This window comes from Oleiphilus sp. HI0066 (genome assembly GCF_001635725.1).
The window spans coordinates 1-1,107 of sequence record NZ_LWFH01000706.1; the positions used below are offsets into that span (position 1 = coordinate 1).

Annotated in this window: 2 protein-coding genes; one reads left to right on the forward strand and one right to left on the reverse strand. The window is 41.5% G+C overall.

All coding sequences use genetic code 11. The features are described 5' to 3' along the window. Positions 1-782, forward strand: a 782-nt coding sequence (locus A3738_RS08795; RefSeq protein ID WP_231876589.1) for an MMPL family transporter, incomplete at its 5' end; no start/stop codon positions are given. Positions 783-834: 52 nt separating this feature from the next. Here the strand turns inward: A3738_RS08795 and A3738_RS08800 are convergent. Then, positions 835-1,107: putative solute-binding protein (locus A3738_RS08800; RefSeq protein ID WP_231876590.1), on the reverse strand; the 273-nt coding region annotated here is incomplete at its 5' end.

Genomic DNA, 1,107 nt, shown 5'->3' on the forward strand with positions numbered 1-1,107 from the left:
TGTTGCTATATGAGATGTCGCTTCCTTATGGCTTAGACCTGAACAACCAGTTGAATATCGATAAGTCCTCTGCACGAATATTAATCTCGTTAGAAAACGTTGATACCAGAACTACATTGCGCCTCGAGCAGGAAATTAGCCAATGGCTCGAAGATAATACAGATATCGAATCTTTTTATGCAGCAAGCACCAATTTGATGTTTTCCCATATCGGAAAGCGCAATGTCGACAGTATGATCATGGGCGTATGCTATGCCTTAATCGTTATCATCATCGTGATGTGTATCGTTTTACGCTCCTTACGATTAGGCGCTGTAAGCATTATCCCTAACCTCGTACCAATCGGCGCAACCTTTGGTATATGGGGACTATTTCAAGGCGATGTAGGCATCTCTATTGGAAGTGGTGTTGGCATGATATTGGGTATCGTGATCGACAATACTGTGCACTTCCTTAGCAAATATCAACGCGCTCGCAGAGAGAAAAACTATACCGCTGAAGAAGCCGTTCGATATGCATTTACCATGGTAGGCACCGCCCTATGGGTAACAACATTCGTACTTGTTGCAGGGTTTATGGTACTTGCTTTATCAGACTTTAATATGAACGCATACATGGGAATCTTCACTGCGATCACGATTACACTCGCTTTGATTTTTGATTTCTTCGCATTACCTGCAATGCTTCTATGGCTTGATAAGGGCGATAAATCCCATACAACATCAATGCAAAACAAAGAAGCCGTCAATGACGCTGTCACAGTAAATCAGCAAGCATCATAAGAAAAAAGGCGCCAATTGGCGCCTTTTAATTTTTTTGGTTTTTATTCCTTCGCTATTCTGGTCTGACACATTCACCACGACTTCGGTCTTGTCGACAACGTATCTTCCACAATAATTTAAGCGCTGTTGGATGATTCACCTTATCGTCTTTCAAGGCCAAGCGAACACGTTTACTGAAGTGGTCAATATCATCTTTCGTAAATTGATCGACCCCAATCCAATATTTCGCCGGTATTTCTTTCTCGGCATCACTAACCAATTTATCGATCGCTTTCAAACGCGTAAAAATATATTTACGCATTTTAAATCCGAAATCGTCAGGAAA